The following is a 20062-nucleotide window of genomic DNA, read 5'->3' as shown; positions in this document are numbered from 1 at the left end:
GGCCGGACGCGCCCTTCAATCCGCGCGGAATCCTTAACCGGGCTTCAGTCGACGAGGACCGGCGGCTCGACGCCCTCCGGGGACCCGACCCGCTCCGGAGACTTGGCGGAGCGCTTCATGGAACGGTGGTGCAGCCAGTTCCCCGCCGCCAGGACCGCCACGAGGGCGAACGTGCTCAGGAGCTGCGGGCGGGAGTCCTCGCCGATGAAGCCCACCGTGAAGATGGCCGCGAGGATGAGCAGGCCAAGGCCCGTCAGCCAGGGAAAGCCAGCCATCCGCAAGGGAAGGAAAGTTCCTTCACGGTCGGCGCGGAGACGCAGTGCAAGTTGGGCGAGCAGGGCGGAGGTCCACACCAGCAGGGACGTCGAGCCCACGATGTTCAGCAGGAGGGGAAGGACCTTCTCCGGGAACGCCACCTCGAGCACGGCCGTGACGACGCCGAAGGAGACGCTGGCCAGGACTGCCACCACCGGGACCCGGGCCTTGGACAGGGAAGCGAGGACGCGCGGCGCTTCACCGCGCTCGGCGAGGGAGAACGCCATCCGGGAGGCCCCGTAGAGGTTGGCGTTGAGGGCGGAGAGCAGTGCCGCGACGGCAACGAAGGTAATGGCGGTTGCTGCGCCGGGCATGCCTGCGGCATCCAGCACGGCAGCGAACGGGCTCTTCAGGCCGGCCGACCCCACGGGAACCACGGCCGCGATGATGAAAATCGCGCCGATGTAGAAGACGAGGATGCGCCAGAGGACGGTGCGGACGGCCATTCCGACGCTGCGGGCAGGATCCTGGGTTTCGGCGGCGGCCACGGAGACAATCTCGGTGCCGCCGAAGGCGAAAGCCACCACGAAGAGCGCCGTGGCGATCCCTGCGAAACCGTGCGGGGCGAAACCGTCACCGGTGAAGTTGAAGTTGGCCAGGCCGGGCGACTGGACGCCCGGCAGCCAGCCGAACAGGAGGGCGGCGCCGATGAGGAGGAACCCGACGATTGCCGCCACCTTGAGCAGCGCGAACCAGAACTCGAATTCGCCGAAGTTCTTCACCTTGGTGAGGTTCACGGCGGTGAGCACCGCGATGAACACGAAGGCCATCAGCCATACCGGCAGGGCGGGGAAGATCGTGGAAAGCAGGCCGGCCGCACCGAGTGCCTCCGCTGCGATGACAACCACAAGCTGCAGCCACCAGAGCCAGCCCACCGTGGCACCGGCCACGGGCCCGAAGGCCCGGGCGGTATAGACGGAGAAGGCGCCGCTGTCGGGGTTGGCGGCAGCCATCTCACCAAGGGCCCACATCACCAGGATGATGAGGGTGCCTGCCACCAGGTAGGAGATCAGCACCGCCGGGCCGGCGGCCTGGATGCCGGCGCCCGAACCAATGAAGAGACCCGCGCCGATGGCGCTTCCGAGTCCCATCATTGTGAGCTGGCGGGGTTTCAGGGCGGCGCCAAGCGCCGGGGCAGACGTCATTGTCTGTTGTTCCATGGGGAGTCCTCTGGGTTGTCTGTCGAACAGATAGAGATCGAACGGGTAAAGGTGGAACGGGTGGGGGTTTCAGGCCGCGTGGGCAGCCGTGACGGCTGTCAAAACCTGGAGTACACGGTGGTTGGAGGCGGGGTCGGCAACGGTGATCCGGATGCCGTCGCCCTGGTAGGCGCGGACCATGATGTCCGCCTGGTCGAATGCGGCCACGAGCCTCGCCGTGAGGTCATCGTCTGCCCGGATCCACAGGAAGTTGCCCTGGCTTGGCTGGAGCTTCCAGCCCTGGGCTTCCAGCAGTGCGGCCAGCCGCGAGCGCTCTTTCTTGACGACGGCGACCCTCGCCTCCATCTCGCCGGCAGCGTCCAGCGAAGCGACGGCAGCCTTCTGGGCCAGGGCCGTCACGCTGAACGGAATGGCGGTCCGGCGCAGTCCCTCTGCGATTGCCGGCGCGGCCACGGCGTACCCCACGCGCAGGCCGGCCAGCCCGTAGGCCTTGGAGAACGTGCGCAGGATGCAGACGTTCGGGTACTCGCGGTAGAGCGCCAGGGAGTCGGGCCCGCTGCCCGCCTCGGCGTATTCCACGTAGGCCTCGTCGATCACCACGAGGATGTCGGAGCGGACTGAGCGGAGGAACGCCTCGAGGCGTTCATGGCTGATGGGGACGCCGGTCGGGTTGTTGGGGGTGCAGAGCAGGACCACCTTGGTCCGTTCGGTGACGGCGGCGGCCATGGCCTCGAGGTCGTGGCCCTCTACGTCGTCCAGCGGGATGCGGACGGCCCGGGCGCCGGCCAGCTCCACCAGGATGGGGTAGGCCTCGAAGCTCCGCCACGCGAAGATCACTTCATCCCCGGCGTCGCAAAGCCCGGTGATGATCTGCTGGAGGACGCCGACGCTGCCGGGTCCCACCGCGACTTCCCCGGCGCTGACGCCGAGGTGCCCGGCGATCCGTTCCCGGAGTTCGACGGCGGCCATGTCCGGGTAGCGGTTCATCCTGCCGGCCGCTTCGGCCACCGCAGCGGCAGCCGCGGGCAGTGGTTCGTAGTGGCTTTCGTTGCTGGCGAGGGCTGCGATGTCCTCGCCGGCACTGCGCCGGCCCGGGACGTAGGACGGGAGGCCGGAGACCGCTGCACGCAGGGTGGGGTGTGCAGTCTCCGGAGCCATCAGTATCTGATCACTGGTCATGGGTCCTGATCATGGGAGTGACCCGGGCCACATTGCAAGATACTCTTGTTCCCTTGGGATTTCTGCTCAACTTCTATCGTCTGTGGTGAAAATATGACCATCCCGAATCCCCGCACCTTTGATTCCTTGGATGCCAGGATCATCCTTGCGCTCGACAAGGACCCGGAAGCCAGCGCGCTGGCACTGTCCCGGACGCTCGGCGTCGCACGGAACACCGTGCACGCACGTCTAGCGAAGCTGGAGAGCGGCGGCGCCCTCAGGTCCTTCAGCCGGAGGCTGGACCCGGCAGCGCTGGGCTACGGCCTGCTGGCCTTCCTCTCCCTGGCCATCAGCCAGGCCCGCGCCAAGTCGGTTGAAAGCGGGCTCGAAGCGATTCCGGAGGTCATCGAGGTCCACGCCACCACGGGAGACGCGGACCTCATGGCCAAGGTGGTGGCCCGGGACACGGCTGATCTCTACAGGATCACCAACCAGATCCTGGAAATCGACGGGATCCAACGCACCAGCACGGCCATCTCGGTCGTGGAGCTCATGCCGCCCCGCTACGACGGCCTGCTCGCGAGGCTGTCACAGGAGAGCCGCCAGCCCGGCTAGGGCATGGGTGATCTGTGCCACCTTTGGTCATATTTTCAGTAGGCACTAGGAGAAACTGCCAAAAGTCCCAACAGATATCCAGTGTGTTGCTAATCGACGGTCCAGATCCGACGATTCCTGCATGACTTCTCTTACAGTGTCCGGCCGGGTGGCACAGGTTCTCAGCAGCTATGTCAGCGACGTGTTCGGTGTGATGGGCAACGGCAACGTCTACTTCCTGGACGCCGCCGAGAAGGAGGGCCTCCGCTTCACGGCCGTACGCCATGAGGGCGCCGCCATCGCGGCAGCGGACGCCTACTACCGGGCATCCGGGCGCCTCGCGGCGGGGACCACCACCTACGGCCCCGGTTACACCAACGCCCTGACGGCCCTCGCGGAAGCGGTCAGGGCACAGATCCCCACCGTGCTCGTCACCGGGGACGCCCCGAGCAGCGGCGCCCGCCCCTGGGACGTGGACCAGGCGGCAATCGCCGCCGGGCTGGGCGCGGCGACGTTCACGGTCACCCGTGAAGCGGCGGGCTCCATCACCCAGGAAGCGCTGGAGTATGCACTTGCCCGGCGCACCGCCGTCGTCATCGCCATTCCGTACGACCTGGCGGCCGTTGAGGCGGCGGACGAAGAGCTTCCCGCGCCGCCGGCGGCGGCTGCCGTCAGGGACGACGGTGACGGCGGACTCGACCGGGCGGCCGAACTGCTGGCCGGCGCGAAGCGGCCGCTTATCCTGGCCGGCCGCGGTGCGCACCTCGCCGGTGCCGGCCCCGAACTCCGGGAACTGGCCGACCGCCTCGGCGCGCTTACCGCCGGGACAGCACTGGCGCTGAACCTGCTGCAGGGCGTGGGTTACCTCGGCGTCGCGGGCGGTTTCGGCAGGGATACCGCCGCCGGGCTCATGCACGAGGCGGACGTGGTGCTCGTGGCGGGAGCAAGCCTGAGCCCCTTCACCATGCGCTTCGGGCACCTGATCGGCCCGGACGCTACCGTGATCCAGATTGACGCCGGTCTGGAGCCGACGGACCCGCGGGTGGACCTGTTCGTCAGTGCGGACGCGAAGGGCGCCGCGGGCCGGATCCTCGGCCTGCTGGAGAACTCCGCCCTCTCGGGGGCCGAGGCACCGAAGGCCTGGCGGGCGGAGGCACTCAAGCGCCTGGCCGAAGGCCCCTCCCACCACCCCGGCTCCGCGGAAACGCCGGACGGCCGGCTTGACCCCCGGGCACTTGCCACGGCATTGGATGCCGTCCTGCCGGAACGCCGCACCGTGGTCCAGGACGGCGGACACTTCCTCGGCTGGGCACCGATGTACTGGCGCATCCCTCGCCCCCAGGACCTGGTCATGGTGGGAACCGCCTTCCAGTCGATCGGGCTCGGCCTCGCCAGCGCCGTCGGGGCCGCCCGGGCAGTGGACGACGGCAACACCCTGGTGCTGGCCTCAGGCGACGGCGGGTTCCTGATGGGCCTGTCCGACCTGGAGTCGCTCGTGGGCGCGGCGAGCAGCGCCGTCGTCGTGATCTATAACGATGCCGCCTACGGGGCCGAGATTCATCAGTATGGCTCGCAGGGCCTGACCGAAAAGCCCATGCTGATCCCCGAGGTGGACTTCAGCGGCATTGCCCGCGCGATCGGGGCGGAATCGGCGATCATCCGCAAACTGTCGGACCTTTCTGCGCTCACGGACTGGATCGACGCCGGCGCGAAGGGAACCTTCGTGGCCGACTGCCGCATCACCTCCAGCGTCCGGGCACCGTGGCTGAGCGAATGGATGAAGGCGAAGGAGACGGCTGCAAAGGAGACGGTGGCAAGCTAGGTGCCTCAGCTGCCTTTCTTCAGTTCCTCGGCGAGCATCACGATGATCCCGCTGGGACCGCGGAGGTACGAGAGTTTGTAGAGGTCGGCGTAGGTCCCCACGCCGCGCAGCGGATAGCATCCGTGCTTTGCAGCTATATCAAGGGCCTCATCGATATTGTCTACCGAGAAGGCAACGCGGTGCATGCCAATGTCGTTGGGACGCGTCGGCTCCGACTCGATCGCTTCGGGATGGATGTATTCGAAGAGCTCAAGTTGACCATGCCCATCCGGGGTCTCGAGCATCGCGATTTTGGCGTGGTTTCCGTCAAGTCCGACGGCGGTATCGGTCCACTCGCCGCTGACTATGTCACGGCCGACGACCTTAAGACCGAGATCGGTGAAAAAGGCGATTGCCGCTTCGATGTCGCGGACAGCGATACCCACGTTCTCAAGTTTGATGGCCATGGGTTGAAAGCTACCAAGGCGGAGCAATTAGCTCCAGTGGCAAGGCTGGGTAGGAAACGACGATCCCTGGGGAACGCCTTAGTCATGGTGAGTCCCATGGGCGGGTTCTGCCCAGGACAGGCCCATGAGCTGGGTGAAGAGACGGTCGACGTCCCAGGCAGCGCGGCGTTGGGTATCAATCAACTATCGGGTGGGCAGGGGCTACAGTCAAGGAAGGATGCCGGCGCCGGGGTGGGGCGGGTGGCTGGAGAGAGCAGGAGGGCACATGGAGCGGAAGGATTTTGATCCGGCACAGATGTCATCGCGGGATTTTTACCAGTTGCTCACTGCGGTGGTGGTTCCGAGACCGATCGCCTGGGTGTCCACGACCTCGGTGGAGGGTGTGGACAATCTGGCGCCGCATTCGTTCTATACGGTGGCGTCCGTGGATCCGCCCATAGTTCAGTTCACTTCGGTGGGCGAGAAGGATTCGTTGCGCAACATCGAGGCGCAGGGCGAGTTCGTCGTGAACCTCACCCCGGCCTCCCTGTTTGAAGAAGTCAACGCCACCGGGACTGACTTTCCGCCAAAGACGAGTGAGTTCGACGCCGTTGGTTTATCCCGGGAACCGAGCGCTGTGGTGCGTCCTCCGCGGGTGAAGGATTCGCCGGTGGCTTTGGAATGCCGGTTGCACAGCACCTTGCCGTTGGGTAATTGCACGCTGGTGTTTGGCGAGGTGGTCTACGCCGTCGTGTCCACCCGCGTGCTGGAGGGTGACCATCCGCAGATTGATCTTTTGGAGCCGTTGTCCCGGCTGGGGCGCAATGAATGGGCGACGCTTGGTCCAGTCCAAGAGATCCGCCGCATCCGGGCAAAGGACTGGCCGGGTCACTTTGGCCGGGCTGGCCAGGATAAGTGAACGGTTACAGAGTCTGAGGCTTAAACTCCCTTTGTCCTGGCTTGGACCAGGTTGGCGAAGGGCAGCTTTCCGTAAATTCTGACGAACTCCGCGTGGTAGGCGGCTTCGGCAGGATTCAGCTCCTCTGCTGCCAGCTCCTTCCACGCGATGATAAGCGATTGGGAGCCGGCGAGTTGCCAGATGAACCGCCCGTCCCAGTTGCCGACAGGCTTCCCGCGGCCGAAGTCAGTGAACTCCTGAACATGCTTGCGCAGTCCGCGGTTGCCCGTGCTTCCGGGGCCGGCTTTTCCGATGTACAGGACATCCGCGTTCTCGACCCACTCCGCCTCCAAGGCGGTACGGGGCAGGGATGGATCCCGCTTCTTGAAGCGGGCTCCCAGGCTCTTCGCAAGGAACACCCGCTCGAAGCCCTCGGGCTTGAGCACCACATAGAGTCCGGGGGCCCGTGGAACCCGGTTGATATCCAGCTGATCAAACGGTCTGAATCCGGCGAACCCGTCGTCTTTCAGCGTCTGTTTATTGATCGGCAATGAGTGTTCCTCAAGTTTCTCTGGGGTAGACGGACCAGCTTACGGGCAGGCCTGCGAGATGGATAATGATCGGATCCGACCGCGATAGTCGGGTGCGGGGCGAAGCAGACGGGCAGGCTTGAAGCGGAAGGGGGAACCGTGATCGCAGTGCTTACTCGTCTCGTTGAATTCGTCGAGTGTCACCTAACAGACGAGATCGACGTCGGCGGCCTGGCGATGAGTCTCGGCACGACGGAGTACCACCTCCGCCGGATGTTCTCATCGCTGGCCGGCATGCCGCTGTCCGAGTATGTCCGGCGGCGCCGCATGGCGGTCGCCGCCGCCGAGGTTCTCGGAGAGGGCGAGCTGTTGGGCATCGCGGTGAAGTACGGCTATGGCTCCACCGAGGCATTCGGCCGGGCGTTCCGGTCGGTGCATGGCGTCGCCCCTGGTGACGTGCGCCGGGACGGCGGCCCCCTTCGTACGCAACCGCAGCTCAGGTTCCGCCTGACCGTAGAAGGGAACAACACAATGGACACTCGCATCGCAGATCGGCCGGCATTCCGCCTCGTCGGCCATTCGGCCCGTGTGCCGCTCATCCATCACGGCGTCAATCCGCACATCCAGGCGCACATCGCCTCGTTGCCAGCAGCCGAGCACCTTCGGCTCAAGGCATTGAGCAACACCGAGCCGGCGGGCCTGCTCCAGGTGAGCGCGGATGTGGACCCGGACTACACGGAGGGCAGCGAACTGACCTACCTCCACGGCGTCGCCGTCGCCGAAAAGACGCCGGTGCCCGGGCAGCTCGACGCGATCGAGGTTCCTGCCGGCACCTGGGCGGTGTTCAAAGCCGAAGGAGAGTACCCGGCAGTCCTGCAGTCCACGTGGGCGGCCACCGCCACCGACTGGTTCCCGTCAAGTCCGTGGCGGCTGCGGCCCGGACCCTCGATCGTGGCAATCCTCGACCGCGCCGCCGACTTCAGCACGGCCAGCTGTGAATTGTGGCTCCCCGTGGAACGCGCCTAGCCGTTGCAGCGGTTCAAGCATGCGGAGCAGCGCGAGGCACCGTGCGCTCGTGCCTAGGAAAATTCCTTCCCATTGTCGATCTCTGCGGCCGGTGGGAGTCTCGTGCCGGTCGGGGCACTCCCCTACTGGACTACCGACTCGGGCGCCTGCGCACCAACCCGGGGATCGGCCTGGCGGTGGACAAGCAGCCATTCGTCGCCCTCCCGCCTATAGATGTTCGTGGTACGCAGGGCGACATCGTCCAGGTCGGCCCGTCCCGCAACCCGCACCCTGAACCGTTCGATCAGCACCACGTACGCAAGGTCTCCGACGACGGCGGTGGCCTGGTCTTCCATGGACACCACCTCACCGTCCCGGTAGTTCGCCGCTGCCTTGGCGATGGTGGCCGCGACGTTGTCCCAGCCCCGGGACACACCGCCGAAAGGATTCGCCAGAGTCACCTCTTCGTTCTTGGCGAACAGCACCTGACAGGGCGCAGGATCCCCCTTCAGGATTTCGGCAAGCGCGGCACGCAGACGCTCCACCACGCCATCAAAGTTTGACTCAACCATCACCCTCACCACTCCCACGGGACCGCGCCTTCTGGTGCTGAGGCCAGTATGCGCCTCACGGTCCCGGATAGCACCTCCCCGTTGGTAGCGCCGTAGTTCCTGCAACCCGCAGGCATGAACCGAATGGGTAACCAGACTCCTTTACAGGCTAACTACTTAGACTGACAATGTAGTCATGGATGTTTCCGGTTCAGCGCCCGAAACCGCAGGGGGCACGCACTGGCCAAGCGATTGGCTTAGAGCAACGCTGGGTTTCCTCGCCCTCCGCGCACTATCCGCCGGGCCCTCCTACGGCTACGCGATCATCAGTGAACTCGAACGCAGCGGGTTCGGCACCATCAAGGGCGGCACCCTGTACCCGCTCCTCACCCGCTATGAGGCTGCCGGCATGGTAACCACCGAATGGAGGGCGGGCGACGGCGGCCCCGGCCGAAAGTACTTCGCGCTGACCGACCAGGGCCGCGCCGAACTCAGCCGCCTCAGCGCGGACTGGCTACGCTTTACCGACCTCAGCACGCACTACCTCGACCCCGCGGGGCACGCGAAGGAGTCCTCCAGATGATGCATGAGACCACCGACAAGAAGTGGTTCGACGAACTCGTCCTGGAACTTCGCCTGCGCCAGGTACACGGGAGCGCCATAGGTGACACCGTGGCAAGCGCGCGCGAACTCCTCGGCGACACCGGCCAGCGGGCTGAGGAAGCATTCGGACCGGCCCGCGTCTACGCCGCTGCGCTCGAACTGCCCTCTGCACCGCAACATGAGTGGGTGCGGAGGGCGCTCTGGCCCTCACTGCTCGGGCTGCTGGCCTTCCTTCTCTTCAATCAGGCACTGGTGTCCTGGGCCCGGTCGGAGCAGATGCTGGTTTCAGCGGCGCAGCTAGTTCTCGTTGCCACACCCGTCGTGCTCATAGCCTTCCTGCCGCTCTATCTCACCGCCGCCATCCGACGCATCTGGGTACTTACCGCCCTGAGTGCAATCTGCGCGCTGGCCGGACTCCTCTCCGGCGTCTTAGCGCCGACGAGCCGCTCCGACGCATGGCTAGCGATTGACCCGCTGCCATGGCTGATCGGGAGCGCCCTAATCATGGTGCTCCTGTCGATCATGAACACCATCCGGTCTCTCCGCCCCAATGACGACGACATCACCGACCCGAGCTCCACTACAACGCACGGCAGCCGAGCGGGGACGAAAATAATCGTGCTGATTACCAACTGGCTTTTTCCCCTGCTCGCCCTGGCCATGCTCGGCCTCGCACTGTTGTTCCGCTAGGCCACTGCGAAAACTCAAGCCATAGGGAAGACTGGGCAAATCTGGATCTCACCAGCACTTCCAACGGAAGCCACAGATGGGGGCCGCATGGTCGTTGACTTCATACTCTTGCTGGTTGAAGGAGTGCTGACCTTCGTCGAGCACGTGTTCCTTCACAGAAGGGCCGCGGGCAAAGGCAGGGTACGCAAGAGCCTAGAACGCCGGAAGCCTCAGCGCTCCGGAAGCGCCGAGGTCTGACGCCAGGGCCGCCGGGTTGTCCATGGAAATGTGCGGAGGGTTTTTGTCTAGATAATGGGCCTTGAAAGCCTCGGAACGGCCATTATCTGCACAAAAACTCCGAAGAAATGTCCGCGGCGACCCTTGAGTGAGCCATACTTCGACGACGCCGCCAGGTCCGGTGACCGTTCACAACCAGACCCGCCTGACAAAGGGAACTCAGGACACCAGGCTCCTCAGCGTCTCTTTGGCGCCGTGCTGGTGCAGGCTGGCCAGAACTTCGGAGTACGCGGTGACAAAGCGCTCGTTATCGATCAGGTCGCCGAAGACTTCACGGTCCGAGATGAAGGACAGCGGCTCCTGCTGCTGGCGTGCGGCAGCGGCCATGAGGGTGTCCTTGAGCCGGTCCACCACCTCAATCCGGTTGCCCTGCTCGTCCGTCCCTTCGTCATACCGGGCCCAGCTCGCCACGATGGCAGCCGACCGCTTAATCTCTCCCCCGTTCTCCAGGTTGATGCGGACCACCGGCAGCAGCCACTTCGGGATCCGATCGGAGCTCTCCGCACAGAGCCGGGCCAGGGTGTCGCGCACGTACTCGTTGGAGAAGCGCTCGATCAGCGTGCGCTTATAGGTGTCGAGGTCAATGCCGGGCACCGGCTGCAGCGTCGGGGTGGCTTCCCTGTCCATGTAGTCCAGCAGGAACCGGGCGAACAGCGGGTCCTGCGCCACCTCGTGGGCGTAGCGGTAGCCGGCGAGGTAGCCGAAGTAGCACATGCCCTGATGGCTCGCGTTGAGGAGCCGCAGCTTCATCAGCTCGTAGGGCTCCACGTCGTCCACCAGCTGCACGCCGGCCTTTTCGAACGGCGGGCGTCCCAGGCTGAAGTGGTCCTCCAGAACCCACTGTTCGAAGGGTTCGCAGACCACCGGCCAGCCGTCCTCCACACCGAAATCCCGGGCGATTGACTGGCGGTCCTCGTCGGTGGTTACGGGGGTGATCCGGTCCACCATGCTGTTGGGGAAGAGCACGTTCGCCGCGACCCAGGCGCCCAGGGCCGGGTCCTTAAGCGAAGCAAAGGCGGTGAACATCTTCCGGGCCACATCGCCGTTGCCCTGGATGTTGTCGCAGGACATCACAGTGAAAGGTGCCAGTCCGCGTTCCCGACGGCGGCGCAGGGCTTCGGTGACCAGTCCGAAGGTTGTCCGGGGCGCGGCTCCGGCCTGGAGGTCGTGGAGCACGTCCGGGTTTTCCGCGTCGAAGTCCCCGGTGACGTGGTGGAAGTTGTACCCGCCCTCCGTGACGGTCAGCGAAACGATCCGGACGGCGTCGGACGCCATCTTTTCGACGACGGCTTCCGGATCGTCGGGGGCGAAAAGGTACTCGATGATCGAACCGATGATCCGGCCTTCGCGTGTGCCGTCGGGGTTCTTCACCACCAGCGTGTACAGGCAGTCCTGCTTGTCCATGACCTGCTTCATGCGGGCGTCGCCGGGCAGGACGCCCACGCCGCAGATGGCCCAGTCGTGGGCGAGGCCGTCATTCATCAGCTGGTCCAGGTACATGGCCTGGTGGGCGCGGTGGAAGCCGCCGACGCCGAAGTGGACGATTCCCGCCGTCAACGCTGAGCGGTCGTAGGACGGTTTGCCCAGGTTGGCCGGAAGTTCTGCCAGTGCGGAATCGGTGAGCTGTTCCATATGCTTTTCCTTTCAGTGCGGGCTGTCAGCGGCCCGGGTAGACGACGGCTTTAGCTGCCCGGGCTGCTTGCCCGCGATGAGTGCCTCTTCGGATTCGGCGAGGGTGAATTTGCCGGTCACCAGGATGTCCAGGTCCACCTTGCCGTCGGCGATGAGCTGGATCGCGAGCGGCCAGGTGTTGGTGTAGCGGAAGACTCCGGAGAGCCAGATCTCACGGTTCTGGATGTACGAGACCGGAAGCTCGACGTCGTCCGCCCCCAGCCCCACGAGGATGACCCGCCCGGCGGGCCCGACGGCCTTGATGCCGGAACGGACTGCCTGAGGTGCACCGGAGGCGTCGATGAAGGCGTCCACGTCCAGGCCCTCGACGCTGTCGGTCCTGGCATTGATCGCATGGGTTGCGCCGTGTTTCAGCGCGAAGGCCAGGCGGTCCTCGGCGATGTCGGAAATGTAGATCTCGGTGGCGCCAAACGCGCGGGCAGCCTGCGCGGCGATGATGCCGATGGGTCCGGCGCCGGCGATCAGAACCCGGCTTCCGGGGCGGATGTCCGCGCGTTCGCAGGCCCAGAGGCCCACAGAGAGCGGTTCGATGAGGGCGGCAGCCTCATCGCTGACGCTGTCCGGGATGTCGTAGGCAAAGTCGCTCTGGATGGCCACGTATTCGGCGAACGCACCGTCCACCGGCGGGGTGGCGTAGAACTTGATGTCCGGGCAGAGGTTGTAGCGTCCCGCCTTGCATTGCCTGCAGGTGCGGCAGGGGCGTTGGGGTTCGACGGCGACCCGCTGGCCTATGCGGGCAGGGTCAACGGCGGTTCCGACGGCGGCGATCCGGCCGGAGAGTTCGTGGCCGAGGACCAGCGGGTGGTCCACCACGTACTCGCCGATGCGTCCGTGTTCGTAGTAGTGGACGTCGCTGCCGCAGACACCGACGGCGGCCACCTGGACCAGGACCTGGTCCGGCTCGAGGTCCGGGACGGCCAGGGTTTCCAGGGCCATCTCGCCCTGGCGCTGCAGGACGGAGGCGCGCATGGTGGCGGGCAGTGCTGGCTGCGTATGGGCAGGAGACTGTGCGGTTGATGTAGTCATCGAAGTGTTCCTTGAAAGATCGGAAGGGGAAGGCGTTACTTCACGGCGCCAAGCGAGAGGCCCTGGACGAGTTTGTCCTGGGCGGCGAAGCCGGCGAACAGCACGGGCAGGGAGATCACCACGGCGGCGGCGCAGACCTTGGCCAGGAACAGGCCCTGGCCCGAGACGAAGCCGGTGAGGAACACCGGGGCGGTGCCGGCGACCACGCCCGTGAGGACGCGGGCCAGCAGGAGTTCGTTCCAGCTGAAGATGAAGCAGATCAGGGCGGTGGCGGCGATTCCGGGCATCGCGACGGGGGCGATGATCTTTCGCAGGATGAGCAGGAGGTTGGCGCCGTCGATCTGTGCTGCTTCGAGCATTTCCTCCGGCACTTCGGCGAGGAAGGAGCGCATCATCCAGACCGCGATGGGCAGGTTCATGGACGTGTACATCAGGATCAGGAACCAGATGTTGTCCAGCGCGCCGACGGTCCTGGCGAAGAGGTAGAGCGGCAGGATCGCGGCCACCACCGGCATCATCTTGGTGGAGAGGAAGAAGAACATCACGTCCGTCCACTTCTTCACCGGCCGGATCGAGAGCGCGTAGGCAGCCGGGATGGCCAGCGCCAGCACCAGGACGGTGGAGAGAATCGAGGCCGTGGCGGAGTTGATCATGGGCGGCCACGGGCTCACCCCGGAACTCGCGCCGAAGAACTCCTTGTAGGCGTCCAGGGTGAGGTTGGCCGCGATGGAGGGCGGATTCGTGGCGGCGTCCGTTTCGGAATGGAAGGAGGTCAGGATCATCCACAGGACCGGTGTGGCGAATAGCAGGGCCAGCAGCCAGGCGGCGATGCCGGCCGCGGTGTTGTTCCGGGTGGGGTCCATCCGGGATTTGCCGCCGAACCTTCCGAAACTGCGGCGGGAAGTGCGGGAGTTCGCGGCGGTGCTGGCCGGCGAAGTGCTGCGGGGTGCGGTGAGGGTGCTCATCGTGCTGCTTCCTTCTTGAAGAGCGAGAAAACGGTGCGGAGGGCGAAGGTCGCCACGATGATGGTGCCGATGACCACCACGACGCCGGCCGCGGAGGCCAGGCCGTACTCGTTGGCGAAGTAGAACGTCTGGTAGATGGCGTATGGCAGGTTCGCGGTGCCCAGCCCCCCTGCGGTGAGGGTGAAGACGGAGTCGAAGTTCTGCACGATGTAGATCGCACCGAGCAGGCCGCCGAGTTCGATGTACTGGCGCAGGTGCGGCAGGGTCAGGTGCCGGAAGATGCCCCACGGCGTGGCGCCGTCCATCTGCGCAGCTTCCACCGTGTCCATGGGACGTGACTGCAGGCCTGCGAGCAGGATGAGCATCATGAACGGGGTCCACTGCCAGACCAGGGAGACGATGACCGCCATCAGTGGTGCCTGGGACAGCAGGTCCAGCTGGGGCGCCGCGTCGCTGCCGAACAGGGACCAGACCCAGGTCAGGATGCCGTTGATCAGCCCGTACGTGGGGTTGAGGAGGGCATGCTTCCAAATGAGGGCCGCGGCCACGGGGACCACCAGGAACGGTGCGATCAGCAGGGTCCGGGCCAGGCCACGGCCGATGAATTTCTTGTCCAGCAGCAGTGCCAGGCCCAGGCCAATGAGCAGGCTGAACAGGACCACGGAGACGGTGAGGAGGATGGTGGTGAAGATTGCCTGGCGCAGGTCCGGGTCCGTGAGGACCGTGACGTAGTTCTCCAGGCCGGCGAAGGCGGTCTTGTCAGGGCTGAGGCTGTTCCAGTTCAGGAACGAGATGATCAGTGTCACCACGAACGGAAGCTGGGTGACGATGATGAGGAAGACCAGGGCCGGCAGCAGTGGTGCGCGCCGCGCCCAGGCCAGGGCGCGTTCCCGCGACCGGGTGTTCCGTGGCGGTGTGGCTGCGCTGTGCCCCGGACGGGAGATGCGCGCCGTTGCGGTAGTCATGATGTTCTCCTGCGGTTCGGTTGAGGTCACTTGTACTTGTTGCCGACTTTTTGGGCGGCTTCCTGGCCCTTGGCCAGCGCGTCGGCCACGGTGCCCTGGCCCGCGATGGCGGAGCTGACCCCCTGGGAGACGCTGGTGCCCAGAGCGGCGAACTCGGGAATGCCGACGAACTGGATACCGACGGCGGGGCGCGCCTGGGCGCCGGGATTCTTCGGGTCGGCGTTCTCGATCGCGAAGCGTTCAGCACTGAAGAACGGCGCAGCCTTCTGGAACTCGGCGTTCTCGTAGGTGGAGATGCGCTTGCCGGAGGGGACCTTTGCCCAACCAAGCTTGGAGGCCACCAGTTCCTCGTATTCCTTCGAGCTGGCCCAGGCGATGAACTTCCCGGCGGCATCCTGCTTCTTCGAGGCCGCCTGCATGGCCCAGGACCACGTCCACAGCCAGCCGGAGGACTTCGTGTTCTTCACCGGTGCCTGGGCGTAGCCGATCTTGCCCTTCACCGGTGACGCATCGGCTTCCAGTGCTCCGGCGGCGGAGGTGGCGTCGTACCACATGGCAACCTTGCCCTGGCTCATGTTGTTCAGGCACTCAGTGAACCCGGCCTGCGCGGCGCCGGCCTCGCCGTGCTCGCGCACCAGCTTGGTGTAGAACTCGGTGGCGGCGACAAATTCCGGGGAGTTGACCTTCGCGTTCCAGTCCTTGTCGTACCAGGTGCCGCCGAAGGTGTTGATTACGGTGGTCAGCGGGGCGAAGACCTGGCCCCAGCCCGGCTGGCCGCGCAGGCAGATGCCCTTCATGCCCGGCGCCGCGCCGTCGGCCTTCGCGGCAAGATCGGCGACCTGGTCCCAGGTGGGCTTCTCCGGCATGGTCAGGCCCTTGGCCTCCAGGATGTCTTTGCGGTACATCAGGAAGGACGATTCCCCGTAGAAGGGTTCGCCGTAGAGTTTGCCGTCCTTACCGGTGAGGGATGCGGTGTAGGCGGGCAGGATGTCCGCCTGGTTGAACTCGGGATCCTTGGCCACGCTGTCCAGCGGTGCCAGCCACTTGTTGGCGGCGAAGAAGGGGATCTCGTAGTTCGACAGGGACGCGACGTCATACTGGCCGGCCTGGCTCGAGAACTCCTGGCTGATCTTCGCCCGGACATCGTTCTCCGGCAGGACCGTGTAGTTGACCTTGATGCCGGTTTCCTTGGTGAAGTTCTCCGCCGTGAGCCGCTGCAGGTCTTCCATCTGGGGGTTGTTCACCATGAGGACGTTGATGCTGTTCGGGTCACCCGCGGTGCTGCCACCGCCGGCTCCCGCGCAGGCTGAGGCGGACAGGGCGATGCACAGGGCACCTGCAGCCATTGAGGCCGCCCGCATGTTCGGACGCATAAGAACTCCTTTGTGCTCAAAAGTCAGGATGCCGGTCCGGGGAAGTCGCCGGGCCAGAATCAAGGGCCGCTCGGCCCCGTGCAGCTTTAGTTCTCATCTGAGCTTGCTCATATGAGCGAACTGATGCTGCTCATCTGTCATGTGACTCTAGTCATATATACTCATTTGAGCAAGAGGGAATTCTCAAATGATCAGATGTGGGAGAGGTGACCAGCATGACGGAGCAGTCCCATGACGAGCTTCTTGCGCGCGTCAGCAGCGAGTACTACTTGGAAAACCGCTCCAAAGTGGAGATTGGCGCTAGCTACAAGATCTCGCGGTTCCAGGTTGCCCGTCTGCTAACCGAGGCATTCGAGAAGGGCATCGTGGAGATCAAGGTGCATTTCCCCTCCCGCGTTTCCGCTACTGATATCCGGCGCATCGAGTCCGCACTGGGGATCAGCGAGGTAATCGTCGCGGAGACCACCGGGGACGTAATCCAGGCGCGCGGCATCCTGGCCAAAGCGGCCGCCGTCGAAATCTCCCGGCAGGCACCCGCCGGCGGCACCATTGGCATCTCCTGGTCCCGCACCCTGGACGTGGCCTCGCGGCTGGTGCGTGAGCTCCCCCGGTGCGACGTCGTCCAGCTTGCCGGTGCCCTTCCCACGGAAGGCGAGAGCAATCCCCTCGAGCTGATCCAGCGGCTGGGACATGTGAGCGGGGGGCTCACCTGGCCGCTGTGGGCACCTTTGGTGGTGGAAGATCCGACGACGGCGGCCGGCTTGCGCCGCCAGCCGGAGATCGCCGAGGCTCTGGCAAAGGCGGATTCACTCGACCTGGCCGTCGTGGCAATCGGTGCCTGGAAGCCGGGCACGTCCACCATCTGGGACAGGGCCGACGCCGAGGTGAGGCAGGCGGCAGTGGAGGCAGGCGCCGTCGGGGAATGCTCCGGCCGGCTCGTGAACGCCAAAGGCGTTGCGGTGGAATCGGGGCTGGACGAACAAATCATCGCCGTCACCATCAAGCAGCTGCAGCGGACCCCGAAGGTGATTGCCGTGGCCCAGGGGGAAGCGCGGGCTGACGCGGTGCTGGCTGTGGCCAAGGCCGGCTTTGTCACCACGCTGATCATTGATACGCCGCTGGCCCAGGCCCTGACTGACCTGATCGACGAGGAGAAGAGTCAATGAGCATTGTTGTCGGGGTGGATTCCTCCACCCAGTCCTGCAAGGTCCTTGCCGTGGACGCCGAAACCGGTGACGTGATTACGTCCGGCGCGGCGGCCCACCCTGACCTCACCGCCGTGGACCCGTCCGTGTGGACCTCCGCGCTGCGGGAAGCATGGCATTCCGCCGGCGCTGACCGGCTGAGCGGTTCCGTCTCCGCTGCCGGCATCGCCGCCCAGCAGCACGGGATGGTGGCCCTCGACAGTTCCGGGACGCCCGTGCACGACGCACTGCTGTGGAACGACACCCGCAGCGCGCCGGACGCGGCGAGGCTGCGGGACGAACTTGGGCCCGAAGAGTGGGTGGACGCCGTCAATCTTGTCCCGGTCGCTTCGTTCACCATCTCCAAGCTGGCGTGGCTGGCGCAGAACCAACCGGATGCAGCGGGCCGCGTCGACCAGGTGGTCCTCCCCCACGACTGGCTCAACGGTGCCATGGGCGGAGAGTTCACCACGGACCGGAGCGACGCCTCCGGCACCGGATACTTCTCCCCCGTCACCAACAGCTACCGGACAGACCTGCTGGAACGCTTCTTCGGGCGGGTCCCGCGTCTTCCGCGCGTGGTGGCATCGAACGAGCAGGCCGGCACCGTGCAGAACGGCTGGGGCATCGACGGCGCCGTCCTCGCCGCCGGGGCCGGCGACAACGCCGCAGCAGCGCTGGGGCTCGGTCTGCGCCCAGGCGAGGTGGTGGTCTCGATCGGCACCTCCGGCACCGTCTTCACCAGCACCCCCTCCGCGATGCGGGACCACACCGGTGCTGTTGCCGGATTCGCGGACGCCGCCGGCGGACATCTGCCGCTGCTGGCCATGCTCAACTCTGCCCGCGTCATGGCAGCGACCGCCGCCATGCTCGGCGTCGACCTTGCAGCACTGGATTCGCTGGCACAGGCAGCCGGCAGCGACGCCGGCGGACTGACCTTCCTTCCCTACCTGGACGGCGAGCGCAGCCCCAATCTTCCCCACGCAACAGGCAGCCTGGCCGGCCTCACCAGGAGCAACATGAGCCCGGAGAACCTGGCCCACGCCTCCGTGCTGGGCGTGCTGAACTCACTGGCCGACGGCATCGATGTCCTGAGGCAGTCCGGTGGCGCCCCGGACAAGATTCTCCTGATTGGCGGAGGCTCCAAATCGCAGGCGCTGCGGCAGGCTGCAGCAAGTATTTTCAATCTGCCGGTCGAGATTCCGGCAACCAGGGAGTACGTCGCCCTCGGCGCAGCCAAACAGGCCGCATGGGCAGCCACTGGCGAACTTCCCGACTGGAAGCGAAGCATCGAAGCCGCCTACGAACCCGAAGGAGACTGGGGCTTCGGCGTCCGGGAACGCTACGCCGAGGTGCGGAAGAGCTTCTACGGGGTGTGAGCGCCGCTGGTTGAGCCTGTCAAAACCAAGCCCCGCTGGTTGAGCCTGTCGAAACCAAGCCCCGCTGGTTGAGCCTGTCGAAACCAACCCCCGCTGGTTGAGCCTTGTCCAAACCATTCCCCGCTGGTTGAGCTTGTCGAAACCAAGCTTCTGCCGAACCCGCAGTACGATCTCCCTCAGTGACCAGGACATCGCCTGAAATCACGTTGGCGGCGTCTTATTGGGGAGAGACCCGGATGTTGGAACTGAAGCTCATCTATTGGGCCCGTCAGTCGCTCCGGCTGGCCATGGTCGCCTTGACGATCTGGATCATCGCCGCCGCTTTCTTCGCGGTCAGGTCGAATACCCTGCACCCCGCGGTTAGCCCACGGGCCACTACCGTGACCGGGGTATTCAGCCAGATGTTCGACGCCGTCCTGGCCGCGGTCGCGCTCCCGGGTGTGCTCGTCGTCGTCTTGATCGTCACCGTGCGCGTCATCCAGAGCCGCGACGTTAGACGCCGGGATCCGGTCCGCCGCTTCACCCGGCAGCAGCGCCGCGAAGGGATGGCTAGGGCAGGCGGTCAATGTGAAATGGAAGGGGGCTTCAGCCGGCGCTGTTCGCGCCCTGCAGAGCACGGCGACCATTTCTACCCGTGGTCCAAGGGCGGCTCCACCAGCCTGCAGAACTTCGTCGCGGCGTGCAGCAAGTGCAACCGGGCCAAGGGCGCCCGGATCCCATCGACTGCGCTGCAGGAAAGACTGGAACGACGGCGTTCCGTTTACGCTCTGTTCGATGATGCCGTCCGGGTCGGCGCGCGGCAGCCGCTCCCGTGAACCGGTGTCGTTCGCTCTTGAGCGCTGTACGAAGATTCTCGAGCGCGTTAAGAACGGCGAAACCATCGGCGTCACTAGCAACGGCGGAGTGGCAGCGACATTGATACCTCCTGCCGCTTCCCCTCTTGAGCACCTGCTTCTGACCCGGAGCGTGCGCCGAGCGAGCGCAAACCCTGTCGATTTCCAGATCCTGGCGCGCGTTCAATCTGGTGCTATTACCGCCGAAATTTTGTCCGACCTGCGCGGCGACCGTTGATCATTGCGGTACTTTTGAAGAGTTTTTGTCCAGATAAAATGGCTCCTGAAGGCCTTGGAGCGGCCATTATCTGGACAAAAACTCGGGATAGATTTTCGTTTCTTATCGGGATGGATTTTCGCTTCTTAGACGGCGGGTGTGACTCGTCCTCCACAGTGAATGTCCGTGGCGCCATTTAGAGTGGGTGTAAGCCGCCGCACGAAGGACTCGATGGACTACTACGCAATCAACGCGCTGCGTGAGAACCACGCAGACTGGTCCCTGTTGCGCGCGCCCAGAACGCCCCGCTAGCCGTCCCGTTCTTCGTGGCCGCCTTCACCGGGCCGAATCAAAGAAACCTCGGCCGGCAGCCGGAGCCGTCGGTACAGAATGTGTGTGCC

20 protein-coding genes are annotated in these 20062 nt (G+C 65.3%); 10 read left to right on the top strand and 10 right to left on the bottom strand.

Annotation, left to right across the window (positions count from 1 at the left end):
* Positions 1–44: 44 nt before the first annotated feature.
* Positions 45–1475 carry an amino acid permease gene (locus ACHMXB_RS01450; protein ID WP_395402151.1) on the bottom strand — a complete coding sequence of 477 codons (1431 nt, stop codon included), beginning with the start codon at positions 1473–1475 and terminating at the stop codon, positions 45–47.
* Positions 1476–1544: 69 nt separating this feature from the next.
* Positions 1545–2654: a histidinol-phosphate transaminase gene (hisC, locus tag ACHMXB_RS01445; protein WP_395402149.1), complete on the bottom strand. Its 1110-nt coding sequence runs from the start codon at positions 2652–2654 to the stop codon at positions 1545–1547.
* Between the two features lie 93 nt (positions 2655–2747).
* On the opposite strand from hisC, the gene ACHMXB_RS01440 reads away from it, so the two are divergent.
* Positions 2748–3248 (top strand): Lrp/AsnC family transcriptional regulator, encoded by a 501-nt coding sequence (locus tag ACHMXB_RS01440; RefSeq protein ID WP_395402147.1) that lies wholly within the window; start codon positions 2748–2750, stop codon positions 3246–3248.
* 121 nt (positions 3249–3369) lie between these two features.
* Positions 3370–5049 (top strand): thiamine pyrophosphate-binding protein, encoded by a 1680-nt coding sequence (locus ACHMXB_RS01435; protein ID WP_395402145.1) that lies wholly within the window; start codon positions 3370–3372, stop codon positions 5047–5049.
* Between the two features lie 5 nt (positions 5050–5054).
* On the opposite strand, the gene ACHMXB_RS01430 is transcribed toward ACHMXB_RS01435, so the two are convergent.
* Entirely contained in the window at positions 5055–5495 is a 441-nt protein-coding gene (locus ACHMXB_RS01430; RefSeq protein WP_395402143.1) for a VOC family protein, read from the bottom strand.
* Between the two features lie 265 nt (positions 5496–5760).
* Between ACHMXB_RS01430 and ACHMXB_RS01425 the strand changes: the two genes are divergently transcribed.
* The gene (locus ACHMXB_RS01425) at positions 5761–6393 is read left to right on the top strand and encodes a flavin reductase family protein (RefSeq protein WP_395402141.1); all 633 of its coding nucleotides are present in this window, start codon (positions 5761–5763) and stop codon (positions 6391–6393) included.
* A 20-nt stretch (positions 6394–6413) separates the two neighbouring features.
* Here ACHMXB_RS01425 and ACHMXB_RS01420 read toward each other — a convergent pair whose 3' ends face one another.
* Positions 6414–6923 carry a hypothetical protein gene (locus tag ACHMXB_RS01420; RefSeq protein ID WP_395402139.1) on the bottom strand — a complete coding sequence of 170 codons (510 nt, stop codon included), beginning with the start codon at positions 6921–6923 and terminating at the stop codon, positions 6414–6416.
* 138 nt (positions 6924–7061) lie between these two features.
* On the opposite strand from ACHMXB_RS01420, the gene ACHMXB_RS01415 reads away from it, so the two are divergent.
* Positions 7062–7928, top strand: a complete 867-nt coding sequence (locus ACHMXB_RS01415) for a GyrI-like domain-containing protein (protein ID WP_395402137.1) — start codon at positions 7062–7064, stop codon at positions 7926–7928.
* Between the two features lie 122 nt (positions 7929–8050).
* Here the strand turns inward: ACHMXB_RS01415 and ACHMXB_RS01410 are convergent, their stop codons facing one another.
* Positions 8051–8479 carry a YybH family protein gene (locus tag ACHMXB_RS01410; protein ID WP_395402135.1) on the bottom strand — a complete coding sequence of 143 codons (429 nt, stop codon included), beginning with the start codon at positions 8477–8479 and terminating at the stop codon, positions 8051–8053.
* Positions 8480–8654: 175 nt separating this feature from the next.
* Here ACHMXB_RS01410 and ACHMXB_RS01405 point away from each other — a divergent pair, with 175 nt between their 5' ends.
* Together ACHMXB_RS01405 and ACHMXB_RS01400 are read left to right on the top strand one after the other, a co-directional pair.
* Positions 8655–9041: a PadR family transcriptional regulator gene (locus ACHMXB_RS01405; protein ID WP_395402133.1), complete on the top strand. Its 387-nt coding sequence runs from the start codon at positions 8655–8657 to the stop codon at positions 9039–9041.
* Complete coding sequence (locus tag ACHMXB_RS01400; RefSeq protein ID WP_395402131.1) at positions 9038–9751, top strand: hypothetical protein; 714 nt, start codon at positions 9038–9040, stop codon at positions 9749–9751. Before ACHMXB_RS01405 ends, ACHMXB_RS01400 begins: the two co-directional genes overlap by 4 nt.
* A gap of 435 nt (positions 9752–10186) precedes the next feature.
* On the opposite strand, the gene ACHMXB_RS01395 is transcribed toward ACHMXB_RS01400, so the two are convergent.
* Genes ACHMXB_RS01395 through ACHMXB_RS01375 form a run of 5 tightly spaced genes read right to left on the bottom strand, consistent with a single transcriptional unit; the run spans position 10187 to position 16048 of the window.
* Positions 10187–11659, bottom strand: coding sequence for a mannitol dehydrogenase family protein (locus ACHMXB_RS01395; RefSeq protein ID WP_395402129.1), 1473 nt, complete (start codon positions 11657–11659; stop codon positions 10187–10189).
* A 12-nt stretch (positions 11660–11671) separates the two neighbouring features.
* Positions 11672–12745: an NAD(P)-dependent alcohol dehydrogenase gene (locus ACHMXB_RS01390; RefSeq protein WP_395402127.1), complete on the bottom strand. Its 1074-nt coding sequence runs from the start codon at positions 12743–12745 to the stop codon at positions 11672–11674.
* Positions 12746–12780: 35 nt separating this feature from the next.
* Positions 12781–13710 (bottom strand): carbohydrate ABC transporter permease, encoded by a 930-nt coding sequence (locus ACHMXB_RS01385; protein ID WP_395402125.1) that lies wholly within the window; start codon positions 13708–13710, stop codon positions 12781–12783.
* Complete coding sequence (locus ACHMXB_RS01380) at positions 13707–14675, bottom strand: carbohydrate ABC transporter permease (RefSeq protein WP_395402123.1); 969 nt, start codon at positions 14673–14675, stop codon at positions 13707–13709. Before ACHMXB_RS01380 ends, ACHMXB_RS01385 begins: the two co-directional genes overlap by 4 nt.
* Before the next feature lie 26 nt (positions 14676–14701).
* Positions 14702–16048, bottom strand: coding sequence for an ABC transporter substrate-binding protein (locus ACHMXB_RS01375; protein ID WP_395402121.1), 1347 nt, complete (start codon positions 16046–16048; stop codon positions 14702–14704).
* A 215-nt stretch (positions 16049–16263) separates the two neighbouring features.
* On the opposite strand from ACHMXB_RS01375, the gene ACHMXB_RS01370 reads away from it, so the two are divergent.
* From ACHMXB_RS01370 to ACHMXB_RS01355, 4 genes are all read left to right on the top strand, one after another.
* Positions 16264–17214: a sugar-binding transcriptional regulator gene (locus ACHMXB_RS01370; protein ID WP_395402119.1), complete on the top strand. Its 951-nt coding sequence runs from the start codon at positions 16264–16266 to the stop codon at positions 17212–17214.
* Positions 17211–18611, top strand: a complete 1401-nt coding sequence (gene xylB, locus ACHMXB_RS01365) for a xylulokinase (protein ID WP_395402117.1) — start codon at positions 17211–17213, stop codon at positions 18609–18611. The genes ACHMXB_RS01370 and xylB overlap by 4 nt, the downstream gene beginning before the upstream one ends.
* A 236-nt stretch (positions 18612–18847) precedes the next feature.
* On the top strand, positions 18848–19426 hold the full coding sequence (locus ACHMXB_RS01360; protein ID WP_395402115.1) for an HNH endonuclease: 579 nt from the start codon (positions 18848–18850) through the stop codon (positions 19424–19426).
* Positions 19386–19682: a prevent-host-death protein antitoxin of TAS system gene (locus tag ACHMXB_RS01355; RefSeq protein ID WP_395402113.1), complete on the top strand. Its 297-nt coding sequence runs from the start codon at positions 19386–19388 to the stop codon at positions 19680–19682. Before ACHMXB_RS01360 ends, ACHMXB_RS01355 begins: the two co-directional genes overlap by 41 nt.
* Positions 19683–20062 lie beyond the last annotated feature (380 nt).

The sequence above is a fragment of the Arthrobacter sp. UC242_113 genome (assembly GCF_044054585.1).
Classification (GTDB): Bacteria; Actinomycetota; Actinomycetes; order Actinomycetales; family Micrococcaceae; genus Arthrobacter.
Note: the sequence above shows the minus strand (reverse complement) of the source record. Positions and strands in the feature narration are given on the sequence as shown.

Bases quoted from the DNA above. Each gene is read 5' to 3' on its own strand.
- ACHMXB_RS01450 (WP_395402151.1), bottom strand. From the start codon at position 1,475: ATGGAACAACAGACAATGACGTCTGCCCCGGCGCTTGGCGCCGCCCTG.
- hisC (WP_395402149.1), bottom strand. From the start codon at position 2,654: ATGACCAGTGATCAGATACTGATGGCTCCGGAGACTGCACACCCCACC.
- ACHMXB_RS01440 (WP_395402147.1), top strand. From the start codon at position 2,748: ATGACCATCCCGAATCCCCGCACCTTTGATTCCTTGGATGCCAGGATC.
- ACHMXB_RS01435 (WP_395402145.1), top strand. From the start codon at position 3,370: ATGACTTCTCTTACAGTGTCCGGCCGGGTGGCACAGGTTCTCAGCAGC.
- ACHMXB_RS01430 (WP_395402143.1), bottom strand. From the start codon at position 5,495: ATGGCCATCAAACTTGAGAACGTGGGTATCGCTGTCCGCGACATCGAA.
- ACHMXB_RS01425 (WP_395402141.1), top strand. From the start codon at position 5,761: ATGGAGCGGAAGGATTTTGATCCGGCACAGATGTCATCGCGGGATTTT.
- ACHMXB_RS01410 (WP_395402135.1), bottom strand. From the start codon at position 8,479: ATGGTTGAGTCAAACTTTGATGGCGTGGTGGAGCGTCTGCGTGCCGCG.
- ACHMXB_RS01405 (WP_395402133.1), top strand. From the start codon at position 8,655: ATGGATGTTTCCGGTTCAGCGCCCGAAACCGCAGGGGGCACGCACTGG.
- ACHMXB_RS01400 (WP_395402131.1), top strand. From the start codon at position 9,038: ATGATGCATGAGACCACCGACAAGAAGTGGTTCGACGAACTCGTCCTG.
- ACHMXB_RS01395 (WP_395402129.1), bottom strand. From the start codon at position 11,659: ATGGAACAGCTCACCGATTCCGCACTGGCAGAACTTCCGGCCAACCTG.
- ACHMXB_RS01390 (WP_395402127.1), bottom strand. From the start codon at position 12,745: ATGACTACATCAACCGCACAGTCTCCTGCCCATACGCAGCCAGCACTG.
- ACHMXB_RS01385 (WP_395402125.1), bottom strand. From the start codon at position 13,710: ATGAGCACCCTCACCGCACCCCGCAGCACTTCGCCGGCCAGCACCGCC.
- ACHMXB_RS01380 (WP_395402123.1), bottom strand. From the start codon at position 14,675: ATGACTACCGCAACGGCGCGCATCTCCCGTCCGGGGCACAGCGCAGCC.
- ACHMXB_RS01375 (WP_395402121.1), bottom strand. From the start codon at position 16,048: ATGCGTCCGAACATGCGGGCGGCCTCAATGGCTGCAGGTGCCCTGTGC.
- ACHMXB_RS01370 (WP_395402119.1), top strand. From the start codon at position 16,264: ATGACGGAGCAGTCCCATGACGAGCTTCTTGCGCGCGTCAGCAGCGAG.
- xylB (WP_395402117.1), top strand. From the start codon at position 17,211: ATGAGCATTGTTGTCGGGGTGGATTCCTCCACCCAGTCCTGCAAGGTC.
- ACHMXB_RS01360 (WP_395402115.1), top strand. From the start codon at position 18,848: ATGTTGGAACTGAAGCTCATCTATTGGGCCCGTCAGTCGCTCCGGCTG.
- ACHMXB_RS01355 (WP_395402113.1), top strand. From the start codon at position 19,386: ATGATGCCGTCCGGGTCGGCGCGCGGCAGCCGCTCCCGTGAACCGGTG.